General features: G+C 64.9%; 20 protein-coding genes and 1 other RNA gene. 10 read left to right on the forward strand and 11 right to left on the reverse strand.

What is annotated here, in order from left to right; genetic code table 11:
* Positions 1-99 precede the first annotated feature (99 nt).
* On the reverse strand, positions 100-1,533 hold the full coding sequence (locus tag R2E40_RS12220) for a glycoside hydrolase family 1 protein (RefSeq protein ID WP_318163460.1): 1,434 nt from the start codon (positions 1,531-1,533) through the stop codon (positions 100-102).
* 156 nt (positions 1,534-1,689) lie between these two features.
* On the opposite strand from R2E40_RS12220, the gene R2E40_RS12225 reads away from it, so the two are divergent.
* Both R2E40_RS12225 and R2E40_RS12230 read left to right on the forward strand, forming a co-directional pair.
* A complete protein-coding gene (locus tag R2E40_RS12225; protein ID WP_318163461.1) occupies positions 1,690-2,592 on the forward strand; it encodes a LysR family transcriptional regulator in 903 nt (300 codons plus the stop codon).
* 203 nt (positions 2,593-2,795) lie between these two features.
* The gene (locus R2E40_RS12230) at positions 2,796-4,415 is read left to right on the forward strand and encodes a GGDEF domain-containing protein (protein ID WP_318163462.1); all 1,620 of its coding nucleotides are present in this window, start codon (positions 2,796-2,798) and stop codon (positions 4,413-4,415) included.
* A 439-nt stretch (positions 4,416-4,854) separates the two neighbouring features.
* Here the strand turns inward: R2E40_RS12230 and R2E40_RS12235 are convergent, their stop codons facing one another.
* On the reverse strand, positions 4,855-5,838 hold the full coding sequence (locus tag R2E40_RS12235) for an aldo/keto reductase (RefSeq protein ID WP_318163463.1): 984 nt from the start codon (positions 5,836-5,838) through the stop codon (positions 4,855-4,857).
* A 192-nt stretch (positions 5,839-6,030) separates the two neighbouring features.
* Between R2E40_RS12235 and R2E40_RS12240 the strand changes: the two genes are divergently transcribed.
* The gene (locus tag R2E40_RS12240) at positions 6,031-7,011 is read left to right on the forward strand and encodes a LysR family transcriptional regulator (protein ID WP_318163464.1); all 981 of its coding nucleotides are present in this window, start codon (positions 6,031-6,033) and stop codon (positions 7,009-7,011) included.
* A 361-nt stretch (positions 7,012-7,372) separates the two neighbouring features.
* Here the strand turns inward: R2E40_RS12240 and ffs are convergent.
* From ffs to R2E40_RS12285, 9 genes are all read right to left on the reverse strand, one after another.
* An RNA gene (ffs, locus tag R2E40_RS12245) (signal recognition particle sRNA small type) lies at positions 7,373-7,469 on the reverse strand.
* A gap of 102 nt (positions 7,470-7,571) precedes the next feature.
* Positions 7,572-8,360 (reverse strand): sulfite exporter TauE/SafE family protein, encoded by a 789-nt coding sequence (locus R2E40_RS12250; RefSeq protein ID WP_029300700.1) that lies wholly within the window; start codon positions 8,358-8,360, stop codon positions 7,572-7,574.
* A gap of 92 nt (positions 8,361-8,452) precedes the next feature.
* The gene (gene arcD / locus R2E40_RS12255; protein WP_011705952.1) at positions 8,453-9,889 is read right to left on the reverse strand and encodes an arginine-ornithine antiporter; all 1,437 of its coding nucleotides are present in this window, start codon (positions 9,887-9,889) and stop codon (positions 8,453-8,455) included.
* Positions 9,890-10,278: 389 nt separating this feature from the next.
* The gene (locus R2E40_RS12260) at positions 10,279-11,040 is read right to left on the reverse strand and encodes an SDR family oxidoreductase (protein ID WP_318163465.1); all 762 of its coding nucleotides are present in this window, start codon (positions 11,038-11,040) and stop codon (positions 10,279-10,281) included.
* Positions 11,041-11,096: 56 nt separating this feature from the next.
* Positions 11,097-12,017 carry a 3-hydroxyisobutyrate dehydrogenase gene (mmsB, locus tag R2E40_RS12265; protein WP_318163466.1) on the reverse strand — a complete coding sequence of 307 codons (921 nt, stop codon included), beginning with the start codon at positions 12,015-12,017 and terminating at the stop codon, positions 11,097-11,099.
* Positions 12,018-12,044: 27 nt separating this feature from the next.
* Positions 12,045-13,148 (reverse strand): enoyl-CoA hydratase/isomerase family protein, encoded by a 1,104-nt coding sequence (locus R2E40_RS12270; protein ID WP_318163467.1) that lies wholly within the window; start codon positions 13,146-13,148, stop codon positions 12,045-12,047.
* Positions 13,149-13,207: 59 nt separating this feature from the next.
* On the reverse strand, positions 13,208-14,020 hold the full coding sequence (locus R2E40_RS12275; RefSeq protein ID WP_318163468.1) for an enoyl-CoA hydratase: 813 nt from the start codon (positions 14,018-14,020) through the stop codon (positions 13,208-13,210).
* Between the two features lie 140 nt (positions 14,021-14,160).
* Positions 14,161-15,318 carry an acyl-CoA dehydrogenase family protein gene (locus R2E40_RS12280; protein ID WP_318163469.1) on the reverse strand — a complete coding sequence of 386 codons (1,158 nt, stop codon included), beginning with the start codon at positions 15,316-15,318 and terminating at the stop codon, positions 14,161-14,163.
* 69 nt (positions 15,319-15,387) lie between these two features.
* On the reverse strand, positions 15,388-16,899 hold the full coding sequence (locus R2E40_RS12285) for a CoA-acylating methylmalonate-semialdehyde dehydrogenase (RefSeq protein ID WP_318163470.1): 1,512 nt from the start codon (positions 16,897-16,899) through the stop codon (positions 15,388-15,390).
* 245 nt (positions 16,900-17,144) lie between these two features.
* Here R2E40_RS12285 and R2E40_RS12290 point away from each other — a divergent pair, with 245 nt between their 5' ends.
* From R2E40_RS12290 to R2E40_RS12320, 7 genes are all read left to right on the forward strand, one after another.
* Entirely contained in the window at positions 17,145-18,293 is a 1,149-nt protein-coding gene (locus R2E40_RS12290) for an isovaleryl-CoA dehydrogenase (protein WP_318163471.1), read from the forward strand.
* A complete protein-coding gene (locus R2E40_RS12295; RefSeq protein WP_318163472.1) occupies positions 18,290-19,891 on the forward strand; it encodes a carboxyl transferase domain-containing protein in 1,602 nt (533 codons plus the stop codon). The genes R2E40_RS12290 and R2E40_RS12295 overlap by 4 nt, the downstream gene beginning before the upstream one ends.
* Before the next feature lie 9 nt (positions 19,892-19,900).
* A complete protein-coding gene (locus tag R2E40_RS12300) occupies positions 19,901-20,740 on the forward strand; it encodes an enoyl-CoA hydratase-related protein (RefSeq protein WP_318163473.1) in 840 nt (279 codons plus the stop codon).
* A 109-nt stretch (positions 20,741-20,849) separates the two neighbouring features.
* Positions 20,850-22,814: an acetyl/propionyl/methylcrotonyl-CoA carboxylase subunit alpha gene (locus tag R2E40_RS12305; protein WP_318163474.1), complete on the forward strand. Its 1,965-nt coding sequence runs from the start codon at positions 20,850-20,852 to the stop codon at positions 22,812-22,814.
* The gene (locus tag R2E40_RS12310) at positions 22,811-23,767 is read left to right on the forward strand and encodes a hydroxymethylglutaryl-CoA lyase (RefSeq protein ID WP_060389214.1); all 957 of its coding nucleotides are present in this window, start codon (positions 22,811-22,813) and stop codon (positions 23,765-23,767) included. The genes R2E40_RS12305 and R2E40_RS12310 overlap by 4 nt, the downstream gene beginning before the upstream one ends.
* Before the next feature lie 11 nt (positions 23,768-23,778).
* Positions 23,779-24,201 (forward strand): MerR family DNA-binding transcriptional regulator, encoded by a 423-nt coding sequence (locus R2E40_RS12315; protein ID WP_318163475.1) that lies wholly within the window; start codon positions 23,779-23,781, stop codon positions 24,199-24,201.
* A 37-nt stretch (positions 24,202-24,238) separates the two neighbouring features.
* Positions 24,239-25,000: a substrate-binding periplasmic protein gene (locus R2E40_RS12320; protein WP_318163476.1), complete on the forward strand. Its 762-nt coding sequence runs from the start codon at positions 24,239-24,241 to the stop codon at positions 24,998-25,000.
* Positions 25,001-25,010 lie beyond the last annotated feature (10 nt).

Raw genomic sequence — 25,010 nt, forward strand, 5'->3', positions numbered from 1 at the left:
GCGGATCACCCCCTCTTTCACCTCACCGTCTCGTTTCCACCAAAAATAACAGGCCCCGCCGGTGGGCGGAGCCTGTCAAAGTACTGCTGCTCGATTTGCTTAGAGCGTTTTGCCGCCCGAGCTTATCACCGTCTGGTACCAGTAGAAGCTGTCCTTCTTGAGCCGGCGCAGGGAGCCGCCCTGCTCGTCACGCTCCACAAAGACGAAGCCGTAGCGCTTCTGGTAACCGTTGAGCCAGCTCAGGATGTCGGTGAACGACCAGGCGCAATAGCCAAGCAGTTCCACCCCATCCTGCAGCGCCTCCTGGCACGCCTTGACGTGGCTGCGCAGATAGTCGATGCGGTAGTCGTCGTGCACCCGATCTCCCGCTGCCAGCTTGTCGAACTCGCCGAGGCCGTTCTCGGTGATCATCAGTGGCAGACCGTAGCGGGAAGAGAGCCGGCGCAGGGCGATGCGCATCCCGGTCGGGTCGATGGCCCAGTCCCAGTTGCTGGTCTCAAGGTGCGGGTTGGGGGCCGTCTTGTAGAGGCCGGGAATGCCGCTCGAAGGGGTGGTGCCCTTTTGCCCCGTGGTGTTGATGCGCTGCAGGGTCTGGCCGCCGAGCGGATTGTCGGTGAAGGTCAGGGTGTAGTAGTAGTTGACCCCGATGTAGTCGGGTGTCCCTTCCCGCAGCAGCTCGAGATCGCCCGGCAGGATATCCGGCGCCTCGCCGGTTTCCCGCAGGTAGGCGAGCGCCGCCTGCGGATAGCGGCCAAAGCAGTAGGCATCCAGCCACCAGAGGTTGGTGAACTCCTCGGCGTTTTCAAACGCCAGCATGTCTTTGGGATCGCACGACGCCGGATAGGCAGGCGAATAGGCAAAGCTTGGGCCGATCAGCCCCCCCGGCACGTGCTGGCGGAACGCCTTGATGACCCGGGCGTTGGCCAGGAACGCGATGTGGTTGGCGGCAAAGAAGCGCTTGCGGTCCTGCACTGCGGGCGGGTGCGTGCCGAGCTGATAGGCGTTGGTCAGGTTGTAGTTCTGCTCGTTGAGCGACACCCAGTACTTCACCTTGCCGGCAAAGCGCTGATACAGGGTCACGCAGTAGCACTCGAAATCCTCGATGATGCGTCGGTCTTCCCAGCCGCCGTACTCATCCTGCAGCGCCTGGGGCAGATCCCAGTGATAGAGGGTGAGCACCGGCTCTATCTGGTGCGCCAGCAGGGTGTCGATGAGTTTCTCGTAGAAGGCCAGCCCCGCCTCGTTCACCTCGCCGCGGCCGGTGGGATAGATGCGCGGCCAGCTCACCGAGAAGCGGTAGGCCTTGAGCCCCATTTCCGCCATCAGCGCCACGTCCTCCTCCATGCGGTGGTAGTGATCCACCGCCACGTCGCCGTTGCTGCCCTCAAAGGTCTTGCCCGGCAACTTGGTGAACAGATCCCACACCGAGGGGCCCTTGCCATCGGCGTTCCAGGCCCCTTCCACCTGGTAGGCGGCGGAGGCGGCGCCCCACAGAAAATCGGCGGGGAAGTCGTTGAACTTGTGGTGATGCATCTGGGTTGCTCCTTCTGCGGCGGTGGCACCGGCCACCTCTATCGCGCCGGCTGGCGGCGCCCAATGGAATTGGCATAAGCATCGAACAGTTATAAAATTCCGTCCAATGACAAATCAAACCATTCAACATTCCAAATAGGAATCATGGGAGCCGGCATGGAGTTACGGGATCTGAAAGCCTTCGTCACTTTGGGGGAGGTGCTGCACTTCGGTCAGGCAGCAGTTCGCCAGCACGTCACCCAGTCGGCCCTGAGCAAACAAATACGGAGACTGGAAGAGGAGCTGGGCGGCGAGCTGTTCGAGCGCAATGCCAGCAGTACCCGCCTCACCGTGCTGGGGCGGGCCCTTTACCAGGATGCCAGCGCCTTGGTGGCGGCCAGCGAGCAACTCGGTCGCACCGCCCGTGACGTGCTGGCGGGCAACAGCGGCACCCTGCGCATCGGCTTTGGCGTTGCCACCAAGATCCTGGTGCCCGCCGCCATCGCCCGTTTTCGCACCGAACGCCCGCAGGTCACCATAGAGCTCAACGATCTCTCCACTCACCACCAGTTGCTGGCCTTGAGCGAGGGCAAGCTGGATCTGGGTTTTTGCCGCCTGCCCGCTCCCAAGGGGTGGCACTGTCTGCCGGTGGTGCGGGCGCACTTTGTCGCCGTGCTGCCGGCCAGCTACGCCGGCGTGAGCGAACTGGCGGATCTGGTGGACAAGCCGCTGGCTATCTTGCGCCGGGACAAGGCCCCCTCGTTTTATGATCACCTGATGAACTATCTGGCCCAGAGCGGGCTGCGCTTTCGCGATATCCAGTACGTCAACGACTTCGCCGCCGGCGTCGCCACCGCCGCCGCCGACATCGCCTGGACCCTGGTGCCCTCCTCCACCACCATAGAGCACCCGGATGTGCTGACCCTGCCGCTGCGTGATACCGAGGCGAGCTGGATTATTGGCCTGATCCGCCCGCCCCACAGCAAGGGCCCGCTCATCGACGCCTTCTGGCAGATTGTCGCCGAGTTGAGTGAGCCTGCTCCCGCGCTGCAAGCGGGGTCTTATCCAGAGCAGCCATGAGCCTGCGCGGCGCCTCTGTCATCCCGTCTGGCAGGCGGCCGCTTGGTGATAGCGCGGACATCCCTTTGTCGATCAAGCCATTATGGTGAACCAGGAGGCTGGATAGTGATAGCTTTTCGGCAGTTGGCTCCATTAGAATCAATCACTTTACGACCACTCACCCCCATCGCGGACGCCACACTGCCATGCTGCTTCACCGGTTATTGAAAATTGATCTGCGTCGTCTGATCCTGGCGCTGGCCGTCGTCGGCGTCATGGCGACCCTGAGCAACAGTTTTTATGCCACCTACGAGGCGCAGCGGGAGCTGTTGATCTCCAATACCCTGGATGCCAACCGCGTCTACGCCGCCAAGCTGGCCGACATGACCAATACCATGATCCAGTCCAGCCAGAGCCAGCTGGCCTACAGCGCCACCCTGCTCGCCCCTGCCATGGCCGATGATGTCGTCCTGCTGGGCGAAGTCCGGCGCTTGCAACAGCAGACCGCGACCTTCAACTCGGTGGCCGTGGTCAATGCCGATGCCGTGGTGATGAGCGTCTACCCGGATACCCTCAAGATCAAGGGTGCCAAGCTCACCTCCGCCGGTTCCAGAGCCGCCATCACGACCCGGCGGCCGGTGATCACGGATCCGTTTATTTCCCTCTCCGGCAACTATCTCATCAGCCTCTCCAGTCCCATCTTCGACAAGGAGAAGAACTATCTCGGCTATGTGGCAGGCACCATCTATCTCCAGTCACCCAATTTGCTCTCCGGCATGCTGGGCCAGCACTACTACCAGGATGGATCCTCCCTCTATGTGGTCGATCGCAACAGAACCCGCATCTATCATCCGGACCGTGCCAGGGTCGGTGAAAAAATCCGTGACAACGGGGTGGTCGACCTGGTGTTGAACGGCGAAGAGGGGGCGCTCGAGCTGACCGACGAGACGGGCACCGAGATGCTGGCCGGCTTTGCCCCCATCCGGCAGACCCACTGGGGAGTGGTGGCGCAGCGCCCCCGTGCCGCCACCCTGACCGGGCTGGATCAGCAGATGATGCGGGTGCTGCTCAAGATCATTCCCATCAACCTGCTGATCCTGCTGTTCATCTGGATTTCCGCCATCTTCATCTCCAGGCCGCTGTGGCAACTGGCCCACAAGGCCAAGCTGATGGATCAGCAAGAATCGCTCAAGAACCTCGCCAGGATCCGGGCCTGGTACTTCGAGGCGGCGCAGCTCAAGCAGGCCATGCTCAAGGGGCTGGGGCTGCTCAATACCCGGATCACCCAGTTGCACAATGACAGCCATACCGACGCCATGACCGGCCTGTTCAACCGCCGGGGCATGCAGCAGGTGCTCGACAGTTATCAGACACTGGATCAACCCCTCGCCGTGATTGCGCTGGATATCGACCATTTCAAGCAGATCAACGACGGTTTCGGCCATGATGTCGGGGATCAGGTGCTGGCCACCCTCGCCACCCTGATGCAGCAAGGTGCCAGGCAGGCTGATGCCGTGTGCCGCAGCGGCGGTGAAGAGTTTCTGATCTTGCTGCCCGGCCTGTCGCTCCCTCTCGCCTTCGAGATCGCCGAGCGGCTGCGCCAGCGGGTCGCTGCGCAACCCATGCCCGGCGCCGGCCACATCACCATCTCGCTCGGGGTCGCCCATTGGCCCGGCAGCCATGACGATCTCAACGTCGTCCTGAAGCAGGCCGACCAGGCACTTTATGAAGCCAAGCGACGGGGCCGCAATCGTACCGTACAGACTGGTCGTGACCAGCAACGTGCCCCCGACGGCGCTCTGCCACCGCCCGAGGATGCTCCCGAGCGCGTGCAACACGGCTAGACAACGTCAGTTGGGCAACCAGGTGTACAGACCCGGGGCCATGGACGTCAGCTGCGGCAAGCGGCTTGATGCGATCGGCGGTTCGCCGTCAGCCAGCACATAGCCCGACTCGATGGCTCATTGCCCAGATCAGACGTCGAGCCTGCGCTGGGTCAGCCACTCCACCATGGCCGGATCGCGGTGCGAGAAGAAGGCGCTGACCGCCGTACCTTCAAGATGGCAACGCCGCTCAATCCCGCCACCAGATTGTGAAACCGGCCCGCCCGATACAGAGCGGAATCCTGGTGTTCGGGCAACCCCGATTGCACTACAGACGAGATGAGACCGGCCATCACGGCACCTGTGAGTCATAACAACAGAACGGCCCCGGCGAACCGGGGCGACGCGAGCCAGCGTCTCGACACGCGGCAGTGGCCGACTCGCTTTCCAGCAGGGCGCCTCAGCGCCCCACCAGTTTTCCCAGGTGCGCCGGGTAGCGCCCCCCTTCCAGCTCGATGCCTGCCACGGCGGCGTCAATGTCGGCCAGCTCGCGGCTGCCGAGCCTGATGGCAGCCGCCCCCAGGTTCTCTTCCAGCCGGTGCAGCTTGGTGGTGCCCGGAATGGGCACGATCCAGGGCCGCTGGGCCAGCAGCCAGGCGAGCGCTACCTGGGCCGGCGTCACCCCCTTGCTGGCAGCCAAATCCCCCAGCACCTCCACCAGGCGCAGGTTGGCTGCGCGGGCGCCTTCGGCAAAGCGCGGCACTATGCTGCGAAAATCGTTCGCCTCGAACCGGGTATCAGCCTTGATGGCCCCCGTCAGAAAGCCCTTGCCGAGCGGGCTGAACGGCACAAAACCTATCCCCAGTTCGTCGAGCAGCGGCAGGATCCCCTGCTCCGGCTCACGCCACCAGAGGGAGTATTCGCTCTGCAGCGCCGCTACCGGTTGCACCTTGTGGGCACGGCGGATGGAATCGACGCCGGCCTCGGACAGGCCGAAGTGACGCACTTTCCCCTCGCGGATCAGATCCTGTACGGTGCCGGCCACCTCTTCCATCGGCACATCGGGATCGACGCGGTGCTGGTAGAAGAGATCGATGACGTCGGTGTTGAGGCGGCGCAGCGATGCTTCCGCCACGGCGCGGATATTCTCCGGCCGGCTGTCCAGCCCATCAGGCACCTTGCCATTTTTGAAGCCGAACTTGGTGGCGATCACCACCTTGTCGCGAAACGGGGCCAGCGCCTCCCCCAGCAACAACTCGTTGTCGCCAGGGCCATAGGCCTCGGCGGTATCGAAGAAGGTGACCCCGAGCTCATGGGCACGCCGGATCAGGGCGATCGCCTCTGCCTTGTCGGTCGCGGGGCCATAGCCAAAGCTCAAGCCCATGCAACCCAGACCGATGGCGGACACCGTCAGCCCGCTGTTACCCAATTGACGTGTTTGCATGTTTGCTCCTGTTCTCACAATGCAGCCGAAACTGCCCTGATAACCATGGATGCTCAGCCTCTTGTCTCAACCCAACCGAGGGGAGACAAGCGTTAAAGGCTGGCACCTTGGATGGACGAACTATAGAGATGGGATAAACATCGAACTAGACGGTAAATAGCGGAATCAGTTACAACCAAATGATGTAAATCCATGAGCAAGACCATGATCAACGAATTGCGATCCATCACCACCTTCGTCCATACGGCCGAGCTTGGCAGTCTCAGCAAGGCGGCCGAGGCCCAGCAGATCTCCCCTCAGGCCGCCAGCAAGGCGCTCGGCCAGCTGGAAGCGTATCTGGGGGTGCGCCTGTTTCATCGCACCACCCGCAGCATGTCGCTGACCGAAGAGGGTCAGCGGTTTCTGGAGGCGTCGCAGCCTGCCCTGCTCGGCCTGCAGCAAGCCCTGACGGCAGCGCGCCAGACCCGTGAGGAGTTCGCCGGTCCGCTGCGGATCGTGGGCCCGCGCTCCGTGGTGCAGACCATCATAGGGCCGGTGCTGGAGGAGTACTGCCGGCGCTATCCCGATGTGCAACCGGATATCCAGCTCGATGACAGGGTCGGCAACTGGGTGGAGGAGCGGGTCGATGTGGGACTGCGTATCGGCATCTCTCCCCAGGAGGGGCTGATCGCGCGCCGCCTGTTCCCCATGCAGCTCATCATCTGCGCCGCCCCAGCTTATCTGCGCAAATATGGCGTCCCCCTCACCCTGCATGATCTCGGCCTGCACCGCTGCAGTGCCTTTCGCCACGCGGGCAACGGTCGCCTGGTGCCCTGGCATGTCAAGATAGGGGACGAACTGCAGGAACATCCGGTACGCCCGGCACTCTCCACCAACGACGAGATGGTGGAGCTCGGGGCCGTGCTGGCTGGTGACGTCATCGGCCAGCTGGCTGGGCCGACGGCAGCGGCGCATATCCGCGCCGGCCGCCTGGTGCCCCTGCTGCTCGAGCACATGACCCAGATGCACGGCCTGTTTCTCTACTATGGCAGTCGCGCCGCCCAGCCCGCTCGGGTACGCCACTTCATCGATCTGGCGATAGCCTGCCTCGCGGACAAGCGCGACTATGTGCTCGAGATGGATGAACTGGCGCAGGCCCATCTGGCCGGCACGGCGTCACTGCAACCGACATAACGCCCCAAATAAGCTCTCGGGGTTACTGATTGCCGGGTGCTTTCCTGGCTTGGGCGTTGGCGCACGGCAAGCACTTCTCTTTCGAAAAAGGGTCGTAGAGTAGTGAGGATAAAGAGGATGAAATGGCAATAGAGGCCACGGAAAGTGACTGAAGGGAAAATGCTCACAAGGGGACCGCGCTGAAGATCAAGGGGAAGTTTGCGCCAGACTCCAGGGCACCTAGCGGTCGTACCTGACACCTTGCCGCAGAGAGTCGGAGATCCGAGATGAAGACGCCGAGCTCATCCACACAAAGTGGATTACCAAGCGGTCTGAAGGGGGTATTAGCTGTAACTTATTGAAGTGCAGAAACAAGTGGTGGCCCTACCAGCCACATCCCGGCACTCGAGTCCCCCGCCTTGGCTGCTACCTTCCGGTCCTGACCAGGTCGACGGGTTATCAATGCGAGAGGACCAATAGGACCACCGGCGAGGAGAATAGGCAAACTGGCCTCTCAATGCAACGGCTTTCTGCCCTCGCCCGTGCTGTTCGCCTTATTTTTCAACAATCTGGCCAAGGGTTCAGCTAAACAGCATGAATTTGGCGCCCACCAGCAGCATCAGCAGGGCGAACGCCTGCTTGAGCCGCTGGGGAGAGAGCCGGTGCGCCAGCTTGGCCCCGACCCGGGCAAACTGGGTACTGGTGAGCACGATGCCGAGCAGCGCCGGCAGATAGATGAACCCCAGGCTCCACTCTGGCAGGTCTGGATGGTTCCAGCCGGCGTAGAGGTAGCTGAGGCTGCCCGCCAGGGCAATGGGCATGCTGCAGGCGGCGGAGGCCGCCACGGCGTTGCGCATCGGCACGCTGTTCCAGCTCAGATAAGGCACGGTCAGCGAGCCGCCACCGATGCCGAACAAGGCCGACATCCAGCCGATGACAGTGCCGGCGATGCCGGTGCCGAGCGCCCCCGGCAGATGACGCTCCGCTTTGGGCTTGAGGTTGAGCCCCATCTGCAGCGCCATGGTCCAGGCGAAGCAGCCGATGATGATGTTGAGGGTGCTGGCGCTGAGCAGGTTGGCGGTCATGCCGCCGAGCCAGGCCCCGACCAGCATGCCGGCGCCGAGCCGGCGGATCATCACCCAGTCGACCGCACCGGCCTCCTGGTGGGCACGCAGCGAGCTGAAGCCGGTGAAGATCATGGTGGGCAGCGAGGTACCGAGTGCCAGATGGGTAATGATGTCGGGCGCAACGCCCTGGGCGTGAAAGCTCAGCACCAGCACGGGCACTATGATGAGACCGCCGCCGATGCCGAACAATCCCGCCAGCATGCCGGCGAACGCCCCCAGCAGCAGATAACCCATAAACAGCATAAAAATTCCTTCCGAGGCGGTGCAGCGAGCAAAGAGTGCGCTGCACATAAAAAAAAAGAGATGGCCCTTGGGCCATCTCTTTATTGTGCCGGTTAACTCAAGGGAATGGTACCGTCCATCACCTTGTAGAAGGCCAGCACCGCGCAACCGAGCAGGGCCGCCGTCATCCCCTGCTCCAGCCGGTTGAGGCCGCGCAGCCCGTGGTGCTGACGCGCCTTCCAGTAGATGAAGATACCGGGGCTATAGAGCAGCGCCACCAGCAGCAGGTACTCGACCCCGGCGGCATAGACCAGCCAGCAGCCGTAGCCGGTGGCCACCAGCGCCAGGAACAGGTCGCGCTTGCGCTGATGGGGTTGACCTGCGTAGGTCTCCCCTTTCAGCGCCAGCTTCAGCCCGTAGGCACCGGAGAAGACGTAGGGCACCAGCGCCGCCGAAGTGGCGATGTTGACCAGCGCCAGATAGGTGCTGCTCTGGAAGTAGATGATGATAAGGAAGGTCTGCACCAGGCAAGTGGAGCACCAGAGCGACACCTGCGGCGAGCCGTTCTTGTTCTCCTTGGCAAACCAGCCGGGGAATACGCCGGTCTTGCCCGCGATGTAGGGCACTTCCGCCGCCAGCACGGTCCAGCTCAGCAGGGCCCCCATCACCGAGATCACCAGGCCGATGTTGATGAGCCAGGCGCCCCAGGGGCCGACCACGGCTTCCAGGATCATGGCGGTGGAGGGGTTCTTGAGGGCCGCCAGTTGCGGCTGGTTCATGACCCCCAGCGAGAACAGGGTCACCATCACGTAGAGCGCCAGGGCACCCAGCAGCGCCAGCACGGTGGCACGGCCCACGTCCTTGCGGTGGCGGGCACGGGCGGAGACCACCACGGCCCCCTCGATACCGATGAAGACCCAGAGCGTCACCTTCATGGTGGACTTGACCTGATCCATCACCGAGCCCAGCTCAGGGGTGCCCTGACCCCAGATATCCAGGGTGAAGGTCTCCATATTGAAGGCGAGCAGGATGGCCACGCAGAACACGATGAGCGGCACCATCTTGGCGATGGTGGTGACTATGTTCACCAGCGCCGCCACCTGAATGCCGCGCAGCACCAGAGCGTGCACCGACCAGATCAGGATGGACGCCAAGGTGATGGCCACCGGCGTGTTGCCGTCACCGAAGATGACCTTGTCCGGCGTGTCGAAGAAGTAGCTCAGCGCACTGAACACCACGATGGCGTAGGAGACGTTGGCCAGCAGCTGACAGAGCCAATAGCCCCAGGCGGCGTTGAAGCCGATGAAATCGCCGAAACCGGCCTTGGCATAGCTGAAGATGCCGCCATCGAGATCCGGGCGACGCATGGAGAGGTTCTGATACACCAGCGCGAGGCAGATCATGCCGATACCGGTGATGGCCCATCCCAGCGCGACGGCCCCGGCACTGGCATGAGCGGCAATGTTTTGCGGCAGACTGAAGACTCCGGCACCGACCATGGAGCCGATCACCAGCGAGATGAGGGCACCAAGCCCCAGTTTCTTGTCCATCTCAATCCTGTTTAATTAGGCGGCGGCAGAGCGTCCGTATTCATACTGCGCGCAATATGGGAGGGGCTAGAAATCCGTACCCCGTGAAAAAGGCGGCAACTATATTGCATGACTATTCCGACCGCAATCCCTCGTACCGTCAATCATGCACCGTCTTGACCGCGCGCAATTTTACAGCACTGACCCCGGGGGCCTGTGAGCTGGCTCAAATTAAGAAAGACCCGTTGATATTTCACATTTTTCCATGACCTGAGCCCCGTTTTTACGGATCAGACCTGCATGAGAATGCAGCTTGCAGCCGAGGTCGACAAACCCGGCTGCTGACAAACGTTTCAATAAAAATGCCCCTGCGCCGAGGGCCAGGGGCATCTGCAACAGAGCGCCGATATTCAGAGGCGCAAGCCGCCGTCCAGCTCGATCATCCGCCCCGACAGATAGTCATTGGCGAGAATAAAATGCACCGTCTGGGCCAGCTGCGCCGCCTGCCCGAGGGTGCCCACCGGGATGGCCTGCTGCATGCGGGCCATCGCCTCCGGCTTCATCGCCGCCGTCATGTCGGTGGCAAACACCCCGGGAGCGATGCCCATCACCCGGATGCCGTGGCGAGCCAGCTCCTTCCCCCAGGTGACCACCAGCGAGGCCACCCCCGCCTTGCTGGCGGCATAGTTGCTCTGGCCGATGTTGCCGGCGCGAGCGATGGAGGAGATGTTGATGATGACGCCCCCCTCCCCGCCGGTGGCCATCAGCGCCGCCCCCTCGCGCCCGCACAGGAAGGTGCCGGTAAGGTTGACGTCGATGACGCTCTGCCACTGGGCCAGGCTCATCTTCTCCGTCAGCCCCCCCTCCTTCACCTTGATCAACATGCCGTCGCGCAGAATGCCGGCGCAGTTGATGAGGCCGTGCAGAGCACCGAACTGCCCCTTGATGGCGGCGAAGGTCGCCTCGACCTCCGGCTCGCTCGCCACGTTGCAGACGAACAGGGCGCACTGACCGTCACGGCTGCGCACTTCCGCCTCGGTCACCTCCAGATCGGTGCGGTTGACGTCGATGAGCGCAAGTTGTGCGCCCTGCTCCGCCAGACTCAGGGCGATGGCGCGGCCCAGCCCCCTGCCCGCCCCCGTGATGGCGATGACTTTCTGTGTGATATCCATAAATGCTCCTGGTGAGATGGCAGGTCAATACCGGGTAAAAAAGCGGGCAGCGACGCTTAACCCGGCTCTGTCTTGTCCAGATAAAGTTCGACGATGCTGGAAAAATCCCGAGCCCCCTGCCCCTTGGTGGCGTGCAGGTTGAAGAGGTTGCGGGCCAGGGCCCCCATCGGCACGGCGCTGTGGGCATGCTCGGCCAGGGCCATGGCCAATCCCAGGTCTTTGACCATCAGCCGGGTCATGAAGCCCCCCTGATAGTTGCGCGACGCCGGCACGTTCTCCATCACCCCGGGCCAGGGGTTGTAGCGCTCGAGACTCCAGTTGTTGCCCGAGCTCTTGCCCATGATGGTGGAGAGCACCCCCGGATCCAGCCCCTCCTTGACCCCGAGCGCCAGCGCCTCGGCGGTGCCCGCCATGTGGATGGCGAGCAGCATGTTGTTGCACATCTTGGCGATCTGGCCGGCGCCGAGCGCCCCGGCGTGAAACAGGTTCTGCCCCATGCAGGCGAGCACGGGTTTGGCCGCCTCAAAATCCGCTTGTTCGCCACCCACGATGAAAGTGAGCGTACCCGCCACCGCACCGGCCACGCCTCCCGAGACGGGGGCATCGAGAAAACGGATGCCGCGCGCCTGCGCCGCCGCCCCCACCTGACGGGCCGAGGCCACGTCGATGGTGGAGCAGTCGATGGCCAGGGCGCCGAGCGGCAGGGCCGCCAGCAGATCCTGCCCGCCCCGCTCACCGGCACCCTCGCCCAGCCAGAGGCTGCGCACATGCTCGCCCGCCGGCAGCATGCTGATCACCAGCTCGCAGCCGCTCACCGCCTCGCGGGCGTCGCCGGCGGCGATACAGCCGGCCTCGATGGCGCGGGTCAGGCTCTCAGCCACCAGATCAAACACCTGCACCGTGTGCCCCGCCCTGGCCAGGTTGGCGGCCATGGGGCCGCCCATGTTGCCAAGCCCGATAAATCCAATCCTTGTCATGGTCTGTTCCTTGTGTGTGATCGCCCGTCAGCAGGGACGCAGGGGGTTGTTCCCCTCGGGCCAACGATAGAAGTCATCCAGCCAGGCCTCGCCCGCCTGCGGGGCCTGCCAGCGGGGTGATTTGTCCTTGTCGATGAGCAGCGCCCGCACCCCTTCCACGAAATCCCCTTTGAGCACGCAGTTGACCGAGAGGGCCAGCTCGTCGGCAAACACCTCGGCCAGCGACTGGCGCCGAGCCTGCCAGAACTGACGCCAGAGGATGGCGCGGCTGATGGGGCTGCCGCTCTGGCAAGTCTCTCGCGCCAGGGCCAGCGCCGGTTCGTCCAGCTCGGTGCCCGCGAGGCGTGCCAACACCCCTTGCAACGAGCGGCCGGCCAACAGCGCATCGATGCAAGCCTGGTGGGGCAAGAGCACGGGGGCCGGCAGCGTCTGGCCAAGGGATCGCTGCAACCCAGCCAGCAGCCCCTCGATCTGCTCGCCAGTATCGGCAGAGTCAGACCAGTCGAGGGCGGCGAGGCGCGCCGGCAGCTCCATCCGCTCACGGCTCGCCATGGCGTGATCCGCCAGACCCAGGCCGATGGCATCCGCCCCGTTGAAGCGGGCCCCGGTGAGGCCGAGCCAGAGCCCGAGCCGCCCCGGCATACGGCTCAAAAACCAGCTGGCCCCCACATCCGGATAGAGGCCGATGGTCACCTCCGGCATGGCGAACAGGCTCTTTTCGGTCACCACCCGGAATCCGGCCCCGGCAAAGAGGCCTATGCCGCCGCCCATGCAGATACCGTCCGCCACGCAGATGAGGGGCTTGCTATAGCGATGGATGTGATGATCGAGCCGGTACTCCTGCAGGAAGAAGTCGCGAGCATAGCCAAACAGTGCCGACTCGCTCGCCTCCTGTTTGCGGTAGTAGAAGGAGCGGATGTCGCCACCGGCGCAAAACGCCTTCTCGCTGGCTCCCTGCAGCAGCACGCAGACGATGGCCGGATCCTGCTCCCAGCGGGTCAGCGCCGCCTGCAACAACTGGATCATCTCAAGGCTCAGGGCGTTGAGGGAGGCGGGGCTGTCCAGGGTCAACATGCCGATGTGGCGACCATCCGCCGTGGGATGGGTCTCGATGCGCACAGGCTCACTCATGGCGAGCCCCCGCAGACCGGGTATCAGCCCCTGCGGCATGGCGGGCCGCCATCATTACCTCATTCATCCTTCACTCCCTCACTCTTCATCGGCTTGGATTGGTCGTAATGCCAGCGCGGGGCTCGCTTCTCGAGGAAGGCGGCCACCCCTTCACGCTGGTTGGCATCGTCAAACAGGGTGAGAAACAGGCTGCGCTCGAGCGGCAGTGCCGTGTCCCGATGGCTGCTGCGCCCCTGATTAATGAGGGTCTTGCAGGCGCGCAGCGCGCTCGGGCTCTGACGCTCCGCCAGCTGGGCCATCTGGTGCGCCGCCTCCCAGGCGTGGCCCTCCTTCACCACCTCCTCCACCAGCCCCATCTCGTAGGCCAGAGTGGCGCTCACCTTCTCGCCGCAGAGGATCATCCGTTTGGCCCAGCCCGGCCCCACCAGTTCAGTCAGGCGCTGGGTGCCGCCGGCGCAAGGCAAGAGCCCCACCGAGGCCTCCGGCAAGCCCAGCTTGGCCTGCTGCTCGGCAATGCGGATGTCACAGGCCAGCGCCACCTCGAGGCCCCCCCCCATGGCGTAGCCATTGATGGCGGCGATGCTGACCCCGTGAAAGCGGGCCAGCGCCTCGAAGGCGTGGCCAAAGGCCTCGGCCACTTCGCGGGCGTGCTCCAGGTTGCCGTCGGCAAACATGTTGAGGTCGGCGCCGGCACAGAAGAACTTGTCTCCGGCCCCGCGGATCACCAGCGCCACCACGTCGGGGCGGCTGTCGAGCTCCACCATCATCTGCAAGAAGGCCTGCAGGCTGGCGAGGGTCCAGGTGTTGGCGGGAGGATGGTCGAGGGTGATGTAGGCCACGTGACCGTGATATTCGAGCCTGATCCTTGTCATTGCGTTGTCCTTGTCAAAAAACCTGCCCCATGATGACAGGGTTGAATGGAGCCGACCTGCGGCTGGCTCACAAAGCCTGACGACGCGTCACGCCAGCCGCGTCGTCAGGGCGGGCTGCCGGGCACGGCGGCCCCACCCCGCTACTCCAGCGCCAGCCCGGGCTCAGCCAGCAGGCGGCGGGCGATGATGAGCCGCATCACTTCATTCGTCCCTTCCAGAATGCGGTGGACCCGGGTATCGCGCAGGTAGCGCTCGAGCGGGTACTCGCGGATATAACCATAGCCGCCAAAGAGTTGCAGGGCGTCGTCACAGATGCGGTGACCCACGTCGGTGGCAAAACGCTTGGCCATGGCGCACCAGGCGCTCTTGTCTGGCGCCCCGGCATCGAGTCTCGCGGCCGCCTGACGCACCAGCAGCCGGGCAGCAGCCAGTTCAGTGGCCATGTCGGCCAGACGGAACTGCACGCTCTGAAATTCGCTGATCGGGTGGCCAAATTGCTGGCGCTGCTGTACATGGGCCAGGGAATCGTCGAGGGCCTGCTGGGCAGTGCCGACCGAGCAGGTGGCGATGTTGATGCGCCCGCCATCGAGCGCCTGCATGGCGAACTTGAACCCTTCCCCCTCCTGCCCCAGCCGGTAACGGGCGGGAATGCGCACGGCGCTGAAGTTCACCTCCCGGGTCGGCTGGCTGTTCCAGCCCATCTTCTCCTCCGCCTTGCCATAACTCACGCCGGGCGTCTGGGCCGGTACCATGAAGGCGGAGATCCCCTTCGCCCCCTCGCCACCGGTGCGGGCCATCACCACCAGCACGTCGGTGCTGCCGGCGCCCGAGATGAACACCTTGCTGCCATCGAGAAGGTAATCCTCGCCGTCACGCACCGCGCGGGTCTTGAGGGCCGCCGCATCGGATCCAGCGCCCGGCTCGGTGAGGCAGTAGGAGCCCAGCAGTTCGCCGCCGGCGAGCCTTGGCACCCACTCCTCGGCCACCTCGGGAGGCAACCAGCTGCCCAGCATCCAGCTCACCATGTTGTGGATGGTCAGATAGGCGGTGGTGGAGGTGCAACCCATGGCGAGGCGCTCGAAGATAAGGCTGGCATCGAGCCTTGGCAGGCCGAGGCCGCCGTACTGCTCCGGGGTGTAGAGGCCACAAAAGCCGAGCGCCGCCGCCTGCTTGATAGTCAGGACGGGAAACTCGTGCTCCTTGTCCCAGCGCGCGGCGTGGGGCTTGAGCGCCTCCTCGGCAAAAGCGCTGGCGGCCTCCACATAGGCCTGCTGGTCCGGGGTCAGGTTAAAATCCATCTTGTTTGCTTCCTTATACTTGTTCGGTCGATCCGTTGCTGTCAGTGAGTGCGCCCGAGCAACCTGCCGTCAGCGCAGCTGGATGGTCATGTTGGGGCCGGTCGGGATGTCTTCGTCGAACCAGCGTTCGGTCACCGTCTTGGTCTCGGTGTAAAAACGCACCGCCTGCTTGCCGTAGGCGTGCAGATCCCCGTAGAAGGAGCCGCGCCAGCCGGTGAAGGAGAAGAACGGCAGCGGCACCGGGATGGGCACGTTGATCCCCACCTGGCCCACCGCCACCTCATGACGAAACTTGCGGGCGGCAGCGCCACAACCGGTGAAGATAGAGGTGCCGTTGCCGTAGGGGTTGTCGTTGATGAGGGCGAGCGCCTCATCGAGGCTCGCCACTTCAAGACAGGCCAGCACGGGCCCGAAGATCTCCTCCTGGTAGATGCGCATCTCGGGGCTCACGCCGCGAAACAGGGTCGGCCCCACCCAGTTGCCCACCGGGTAGCCGGGCACATCGCAAAAACGGCCGTCCAGCAGGCACTCGGCTCCCTCGGCGATCCCCGCCTCAATGAGCCCCTCCACCCTGACTTTGGCCTCCGGGCTGATGAGGGGGCCATAAGCCGCCTCGGGATCGTGCCAGACGCCGGGCTTCACCTTGGCGAACTCGGCGGCGAGCTCGGGGATCCACTCCCGGGCACTGCCTACGAACACCGCAACGCTGATGGCCATGCAGCGCTGACCGGCGGCGCCGATCCCGGCCCCCACCAGGTTGCTGAGCACCTGCGCCTTGTTGGCATCCGGCATGATCACCATGTGGTTCTTGGCACCAACAAAGCACTGGGCCCGCTTGAGCTGCGACGTGGCGCTGCGATAGACGTGACCGCCAACCCGGGCCGAGCCGACGAAACTGACCGCCTTGATGTCGGGATGGGCCAGCAGCGCATCCACCTGCTCGGCGCCGCCGTGCACCACCGACAGAATGCCCTTGGGGGCACCCGCCTCGGCAAACAGCTCGGCCAGCCGCATGGGGGTGAGCGGATCCTGCTCGGAAGGCTTGAGCACAAAACCGTTGCCGCAAGCCACCGCCAGCGGGAACATCCAGAGCGGGATCATGGCCGGAAAATTGAAAGGAGTGATGCCAAGGCAGACCCCGAGCGGCTGCACCCAGGAGTGACCGTCGACCCGCCGCGCCACGTTGCCCATGGTCTCCCCCAGGGTTTGGCTCGCGATGGCGCAGGCCTGCTCCACCACCTCGATGCCGCGCCACACATCCCCCTTGGCATCCGCCAGATTCTTGCCGGTCTCCTGGGCCAGCAGGGCCGCCAGCTCGTCGTGATGCGTCTTCAAGAGATGCTGGTAGTTGAACATCACCCGGGCCCGCTCGGAGGCCGGCACCTCCCGCCACAGCAGATAGGCGTCGTGAGCGGTGCGCACCGCCAGTTCAATTTCCGCCGAGGTGGCCTTCGGCACCCGCGCCAGCAGGCTCTGATCCGCCGGGTCGGTCACCTCGATCCACTGCTCGCTCGCGGAAGGATACGCCTCCCCGCCGATGTGCAGCGGCACGTCACCGAACCGGGTCTGATGGTTGTTCATGGGCACTCTCTCCTTGCTGGCACATCATGGGCCGCTTGCGAACGGACCATGGGCACTCCTGTGACGGGGACCATCACGACCGGGCAATCGCCCTTGCCGTCATGGCGCAACAAATTTACCTTAGACTAACAATCAACTTACGTTTACGCTAACGTAAACTTAAATCACAAATGGACTGACCAGTTTGGCCCCCTGTTTCAGCTCGGCTGCCAAGCTGTCATCCCCTTCATATGAGGAGAGCAAGGATGCATGCAGTGATGGACGAGACCCTGTGCGCCCTGACCGAGCAGGTCGAGGCCTTCTGCCAGAAAGTGATCGCGCCGCGCGCCGGCGACATCGATCAGAGCAACGTCTTCCCCCGCGATCTCTGGCCCCGCATGGGGGAGCTGGGTCTGCACGGCATCACGGTGGCGGAGGAGTATGACGGGGTGAACCTCGGCTATCTGGCCCATGTGCTGGTGATGGAGCAGGTGAGCCGCGCCAGCGCCTCGGTCGGCCTCTCCTACGGCGCCCACTCCAACCTCTGCATCAACCAGCTCCACCGCCACGGCACGGCGGAGCAAAAAGCGCGCTACCTGCCCCCGCTGGTAAGCGGCGAGCATGTGGGAGCGCTGGCCATGAGCGAGCCGGGTGCAGGTTCCGACGTGGTCAGCATGCGCCTCACCGCGGTGCGCGAGGGGGATCACTTTGTGCTCAATGGCAACAAGATGTGGATCACCAACGGGCCCGATGCCGACACCTTCGTCATCTATGCCAAGACCGATCCCGCTGCCGGCCCCAAAGGGATTTCCGCTTTTATTGTCGAGGCGGGCACTCCCGGTTTCACTACTGCACAGAAGCTCGACAAGCTCGGTATGCGCGGCTCCAGCACCTGCGAGCTGGTGTTCGACAACTGCCGGGTGCCGCAGGAAAACCTGCTGGGCCCCCTGCACGGCGGGGTCAAGGTGCTGATGAGCGGGCTGGATTACGAGCGGGTGGTGCTGGCGGCGGGCCCCCTTGGCATCATGCAGGCCTGCATGGACGTGGTGCTGCCCTATGTGCGCGAGCGCAAGCAGTTCGGCCAACCCATAGGCGAGTTCCAGCTGGTGCAGGGCAAGCTCGCCGACATGTATACCCGCCTCGCCAGCAGCCGGGCGCTGGTCTACTCGGTGGCGAGCGCCTGCGATCAGGGCCGTACCAGCCGCAAGGATTGCGCCGCCGCCATCCTGTTTGCCGCCGAAAATGCCACCCAGATGGCGCTCGATGCCATCCAGCTGCTCGGCGGCAACGGCTACATCAACGAATACCCCACCGGCCGCCTGCTGCGGGACGCCAAACTCTACGAGATCGGCGCCGGCACCTCGGAGATCCGCCGCTGGCTCATCGGCCGCGAGCTGATGGGAGAGAACGCATGAGCAGGCTCCACTCCCGCCTCGACACGGCGAGTCCGGAATATGCGGCCAATCGGGCCGCCATGCAGGCACTGGTCGACGATCTCAATGCCCGCCTGGAAGAGATAGCCTTGGGCGGGGGCGCTGCCAACAACACCCGCCATCAGGCCCGTGGCAAGCTGCTGCCCCGCGAGCGCATCAACCAGTTGCTGGACCCAGGTTCCCCCTTTCTCGAGCTCTCGGCGCTAGCCGGCTGGCAGGTCTATGACGAGCCGGTGCCCGCCGCCGGCATCATCACCGGCATCGGCCGGGTCTCTGGGCGCCTGTGCATGCTGGTGGTGAATGACGCCACCGTGAAGGGCGGCACCTACTACCCGCTCACGGTGAAAAAACACCTGCGTGCCCAAGCCATCGCCGAGCGGCTGCGCCTCCCCTGCCTCTATCTGGTGGATTCCGGCGGTGCCTTCCTGCCGATGCAGGACGAGGTGTTCCCCGACCGGGATCACTTTGGCCGCATATTCTACAACCAGGCCCGCATGTCGGCCCAGAACATCCCCCAGCTGGCGGTAGTGATGGGCCTCTGTACCGCCGGCGGCGCCTATGTGCCCGCCATGGCGGACGAGTCGATCATGGTCAGGGAGCAGGCCACCATCTTTCTGGCGGGGCCGCCGCTGGTCAAGGCCGCCACCGGCGAAGAGATCAGCGCCGAGGCGCTGGGCGGGGCCGAAGTGCACTGCGCCCACTCCGGGGTGGCGGATCACATGGCCCGCGACGATGGCCACGCCCTGGCCATCGCCCGCACACTGGTGACCCACCTGGGCAACGAGCCGGTAGAGACCAGTCCCGGCTATGAGCCCCCCTGCTACCCCATCGAGGATCTCTACGGCCTGGTGGGCACCAGCCTCAAGCGCCCCTATGACGCACGGGAGCTGATCGCCAGGTTGGTGGATGGCTCGGACTTTGACGAATTCAAGGCGCTGTTCGGCACTACACTGGTGACCGGCTTTGCCCGGATCTGCGGCATGCCGGTGGGGATCCTCGCCAACAATGGCGTGCTGCACAGCGACAGCGCCCAGAAAGGGGCCCACTTCATCCAGCTTTGTAACCGGCGCGCCATCCCGCTGATCTTTTTGCAAAACATCACCGGCTTTATGGTGGGAAGCCAAGCTGAGCGCGAAGGGATCGCCAAGCACGGCGCCAAGCTGGTCACCGCCGTGGCCTGCAGCCGGGTGCCCAAGATCACCCTGATCGTCGGCGGCAGCTTTGGTGCCGGCAACTACGGCATGTGCGGGCGCGCCTACGACCCCGATTTTCTGTTCAGCTGGCCCAACAGCCGCATCTCCGTCATGGGCGGCGAGCAGGCGGCCGGGGTGCTGGTGCAGGTGCGCCGGGACAAGCTGGCGGCTGAGGGCAAGCCATTGAGCGAGCAGGAGGCGGCCGCCATCCGCGCCCCGGTGATCGAGCAGTATGAGCGTCAGGGTCACCCCTACTACGCCAGCGCTCGCCTGTGGGATGACGGCGTCATCGACCCGGCCCAGAGTCGCACCGTGCTGGCGTTGGCGCTGGCGGCCTGTCAGGGGGCCGAGACCGGCCCGGAACAGTACGGCATCTTCCGGATGTAAGGAGTTCACATGTCCGATCCACTCAGTCACGCCCTCCAGCCCGGTTTTCGGCTGGAGCGACATGGCCCGCTGGCCGAGCTGGTGCTCGACCGCCCGGCCCGCCACAACGCCTTCGACGCCGACCTCATGCTGGGGCTGCTCGACGGTCTCGACGAGCTGGCCCACACCCACGGCCAGGCCCTCGCCGATCGCCCCCACGCCTTGCTGCTGCGGGCCGAAGGCAAGCATTTTTGCGCCGGCGCCGACCTCAACTGGATGCGCAACCTGGCCCATGCCGATTTCGAGCACAACCGGGAAGACGCCCGGGTGCTGGCCCGGCTGATGCAAACCCTGGACGAGCTCCCTTTCCCTACGGTGGCGCTGGTACAGGGCGCCGCCTACGGCGGAGCGCTCGGCCTCATCTGCGCCTGCGATCTGGTGCTGGCCGCCGATGACGCCCGTTTCTGCCTCTCCGAGGTGAGCCTCGGGCTGGTGCCCGCGGTGATCAGCCCCTACGTGGTGCGCGCCATGGGGATGCGCCAGGCCCGCGCCCTGATGCTCTGCGCCGAACCGTTCGATGCGGTGACCGCCTGCCGGCTCAATGTGGCGCACCGGCGCTGCCCGCCGGATCAGCTGCTGGCCGAAGGACGCGCGCAGGCCCTGCGCCTGTGCCGCAACGGGCCGGAGGCGATGAAAGAGACCAAGCGGCTGCTGGCCGCCCTCGAGAGCCACGGCGCCAGCCTGCACGAAGAGAAAACCGTCGAGACCATCGCCCGGGTAAGGGTCGGTCTCGAGGCTCAGGAGGGGATGCAAGCCTTCTTCGACAAACGCCCTCCCGCCTGGCGCCCCCGTTTCAAGGACGAAGCATGACTCAATACCACCCCATCAAGCCCCTGCTGATCGCTAACTGTGCTCAATATAACTGGCGTGTTGATCAACACGCTTCGCACTTGTGCGCCTTGAACGACAGGGAGCCAGCATGACCCATCACACTCCAATTAAGCGCCTGCTGATCGCCAACCGCGGCGAAATCGCCGTGCGCATCATCAAGACCGCTCGGCGCCTCGGCATTCACACCATCGCCCTCTACTCGGACGCCGACGCCCGCGCCATGCATGTGCGGGAAGCCGACGAAGCCTGGCATCTGGGGCCGGCCCCCGCCCGGGAGAGCTACCTCGACACCGGCAAGGTGCTGCGCATCGCCCAGCAGGCGAACGCCGATGCCATCCACCCGGGCTACGGTTTCCTGTCCGAAAACAGCGACTTTGCCACCGCCTGCGAGCAGCGGGGCTTGCGCTTCATCGGGCCAAGCGGTGCCGCCATTCTCGCCATGGGCGACAAGTCGGGCGCCAAGGCGCTGATGCAGGCAGCCGGCGTGCCGGTGCTGCCCGGTTATCACGGCGCGGATCAGCACCCCGACTTTTTGCGCGATCAGGCGAGCCTGGTGGGCTTCCCGCTCCTTATCAAGGCGGCCAGCGGCGGCGGTGGCAAGGGGATGCGCCGGGTCGATCAGCTCGCTGACTTTGACGACGCCCTGGCGGCGGTCAAGCGGGAGGCAAGCGCCGCCTTCGGTGACGACCACGTGCTGCTGGAGCGCTATCTTGCCCGCGCCCGCCACGTGGAGGTACAGGTATTTGCCGATACCCTTGGCAACGCCATCTATCTGGGGGATCGGGACTGCTCGTTGCAGCGCCGCCACCAGAAGGTGATCGAGGAGGCCCCCGCCCCCGACATCGCACCAGTGCTGCGCCGTGCCATGGGCGAGGCCGCCGTCGCCGCCGCCCGGGCCATCACATATCGGGGGGCCGGCACCATCGAGTTTCTGCTGTGCGGGGAGGAGTTCTTCTTCATGGAGATGAACACCCGGCTGCAGGTGGAGCATCCGGTCACCGAGGCTGTCACCGGCCAGGATCTGGTGGCCTGGCAGCTGGCGGTGGCCGAAGGCAAGCCGCTGCCGCTCACCCAGGAGGAAGTGGTGCTGCACGGTCACGCGGTGGAGGCGCGCCTCTACGCCGAAGACGTGGCCGCCGGTTTTCTGCCCGCCAGCGGCCCCATCCAATGGCTCCACTGGCCGGCTGGCGTGCGCATCGACACCGGCGTCGGCGCTGGCGATGCGGTGAGCCCCTATTACGACCCCATGATCGCCAAGCTGATCGCCCACGCACCGAGCCGCAGCGAGGCCTTTGCCAGCCTGGCCGACGCGCTGGCGGCGCTGGAACTCGGCCCCTTGGTGCACAACGGCCCGCTCTTGCTGCGCCTGTGCGAAGAGCCCGAGGTATTGGCCATAGACCACCACACCCAGTGGCCCATTCCCACCGATACCCTGCCCGTTCCGGCGCTGGCCTGGCCGCTCGCCGCGCTCTGGCTCGCCAGTCGCGAGCACGGCGCCTCCCCCTGGCAACAGGCCGCAGGCTTTCGGCTGGGCCCCACCCACAGCTTTAGCGCAGCGGTGCGCATCGGCGAGGAGGCCCGCGTGCTGACCCTCGTCGAGCGGGCCGGCAGCCTGCTCTGGCAGGGCGAGCAGATCCCGTTCGAGCTCGGGGCGGATCAGATCCGCCTGCAGCAAGCCGGCAGCTGGCGGCGCTACCCGCTGCACACCCTCGGCGAGGGCGACTATCTGCTGCAACTGGCGGGCAGGCGCATCCGCTTTTCAGCCGATGATCAGCATCATCAGCTGCACCATGATCACGAGGCAGGCGACACCCCCGGCATCTTGGCCCCCATGCACGGCATCGTCGTGGCGTTGCAGGTCGAGGCCGGCCAGCCGGTCAGCAAGGGGCAGCCCCTGCTGGTGCTGGAGGCGATGAAGATGGAGCACGTCCTCAAGGCCGACCGGGATGGGGTGATCGAGGCGCTGCAGTGCCGCCAGGGCGAACAGGTGAGTCAGGGCGCCCTGCTGGTGCGCTTTGCCGAGCAGCATACCGCGCAGGAGGAGCGCTCATGAGCCGAGCACAGGAGAGCCGGGACGACAAGGTCAGCCTGGTGGAGATGGGGCCGCGGGACGGCCTGCAAAATGAGGCCGCCACCCTCTCGCTGGTGCAGCGGCTGGAGCTCATCGCCCGCCTGGCCGAGAGCGGGCTGCAGCGCATCGAGGTGGGCGCCTTCGTCTCCCCCAAAAAGGTGCCGCAGATGGCGGATTCCGCCGCACTGTTCAACGCCCTGCCGCGCAGGGGGCCGACCCGCTATGGCGCCCTGGTGCCCAATCTGCAGGGTCTGCAGGCCGCCATTGCCGCCCGCGCCGACGAGATAGGCCTCTTCACCGCCTGCTCCGATGGCTTTACTCAGGCCAACATCGGCATCAGCGTGGAAGAGTCGCTGGTGCGCTTCGCCCCGCTGGTGCAGGAGGCCCGCAGCCTCGGCATCAAGGTGCGCGGCTACCTCTCCACCGTCATCGCCTGCCCGTTCGATGGCCCGACCCGGCCCAAGCGGGTCGCCGCCATGGCCGAGCGACTGCTGGATCTGGGCTGCCACGAGATATCGCTCGGCGACACCATCGGCGTCGGCACCCCGGGCACCGTGGCCCCCATGCTGGATGCGGTGCTGCACGAGATCCCGGCCGGCCGGCTTGCGGTCCATTTTCACGACACCTATGGCCAGGGGCTGGCCAACCTGCTGCCGGCGCTGGAGCGCGGCATCCGCACCATCGACAGCTCGGTGGCCGGGCTCGGCGGCTGTCCCTATGCACCCGGCGCCTCCGGCAACGTCGCCTCGGAGGAGGTGGTCTACCTGCTGCACGGCCTTGGCATGAGCACCGGCGTCGATCTCGACCAGCTGGCTGCCACCGGCCAGTGGGTGAGCGAGCAGCTCGGTCGCCCCAACGGCTCGCGGGTCGGCCGGGCCCTGCACGCCAATGCCGAGCGGCTGCGCACCCGGCTGTGCCAGCCATCCCCGCAATAAGGAGCCCCGCCATGTCCAATACCCTCGTCCACGGGCTCGCCGGCAAGGAGGTGACCTACAGCATCTCCGAGCTGGCCCACGAGTTCGACATCACGCCGCGCACCATCCGCTACTACGAGGACGAGGGGCTCATCACCCCGACCCGGGAGGGGCAGACCCGCATCTACAGCCACAAGGACAAGATCCGGCTCAAGCTGACCCTGCGCGGCAAGCGGCTCGGCTTCAGCCTGGCGGAGATCCGCGAGCTGTTCGACATGTATGACACCGACCGCTCCAGCAAGACCCAGCTCAACTCCATGATCCAGCTCATCGAGGCCAAGCGTCACTCCCTGCGCCAGCAGCTGGAGGACATCCAGATGGTGATGGCCGAGCTGGAGGCAGCCGAGCAGCGCTGCGTTAATTCCCTTAACAGCTTGAAAACCAGCGCAGATTAACCGAATCTGGGATTATCTCTGCCTCCTGGGAGACCCCATGAAACGCTGGTGCTGGTTGTTGCTGCTGCTCTGCTGTACGGCATGGGGCCACCCGCTGATCCGGGTCGGTGGCTACCCCTATGCCCCCTTCGTCGTAAAAGACGACAGCGGCCACTATCGCGGGCTGACCCTGGATCTCATCGCCCTGCTCAACGACATCCAGCAGGATGTGCACTTCGTGTTCGTGCCCACCTCTGCCCCCCACCGCTACAAGGCGCTGGCCCTCGGCCGCTTCTCGCTGATGCTGTTCGAAGATATCCGCTGGGACTGGAATGCCGACCAGGTGCGCATCAGCCATCCGCTGCTGCTGGGCGGCGAGCGCTACGTCGCCCTCAAGGCACCGGGGCGGGATCAATCCTTCTTTGACAACCTGGCCCAGCGCCAGCTGATCGGGGTCAGCGGCTATCACTACGGCATCGCCGACTTCGATGCCAGCGCGAGTACCCTGAAGCAGCGCTTCAATATCACCCTGGTCAAGGACAACATCAGCGCCCTGCTGGGACTGTTCAAGGGGCGCGGCGAGGTGGCCATCCTCAACCTCTCCTACCTCAACCAGTTCGACAAGGAGTACCCCGAGCAGGCAAGCCAGCTGCTGCGATCCAACCGGTGGGATCAGCAGTATGAGCTGCGCGCCCTGCTCAGCCCGGACGCCGGGATCTCGGTACAGCAGCTGGAACAGTGGCTGGCCCAGCTGAAAGAGAGTGGGAAATTGGCAAGCCTTTGGACAAAGTACGGCGTACAGCATCAAGTGGCACCATGATCATGCCCTG

Source organism: Aeromonas sp. CD (assembly GCF_033349375.1).
Classification (GTDB): Bacteria; Pseudomonadota; Gammaproteobacteria; order Enterobacterales; family Aeromonadaceae; genus Aeromonas; species Aeromonas hydrophila.